The 264-nt window shown below is 59.8% G+C and carries 1 protein-coding gene; it reads right to left on the bottom strand.

Going from position 1 to position 264, the window contains the following annotated elements; translation table 11 throughout:
- Positions 1–264 (bottom strand): AMP-binding protein (locus ACO0LH_RS28645; RefSeq protein WP_422944552.1); only part of this gene is annotated, 264 nt, incomplete at both ends.

The raw sequence follows: 264 nt of genomic DNA, 5'->3' as shown, positions 1-264 counted from the left end.
ACAGCAACGCTGTTGCCAGGGGCAACCAGGCTGGTGATGTTGGCGTGGCTGATCAATACGCCTTTGGGCACGCCGGTACTGCCGGAGGTGAAGATGATGTAGGCGAGCTGGTCGGGTACGACTGTCAGTTCTGGAGGGCTGTCGCTGTAGCGGCCCAGGAGGGCATGGTGCCAGTGGCCGTCAAGCGGCAGGGTCTGGTAGTCACTGAGGAAGCTGAGTTCTTCAAGCAGGTGTTGTTCGCTCAGTATCAGTTTGCAGGCGCTG

This window comes from Undibacterium sp. TJN19 (genome assembly GCF_049339485.1).
Taxonomy (GTDB): Bacteria; Pseudomonadota; Gammaproteobacteria; order Burkholderiales; family Burkholderiaceae_D; genus Undibacterium.
The sequence above is the reverse complement of the archived record's forward strand: the minus strand, read 5'-3'. Positions and strand labels throughout refer to the sequence as shown.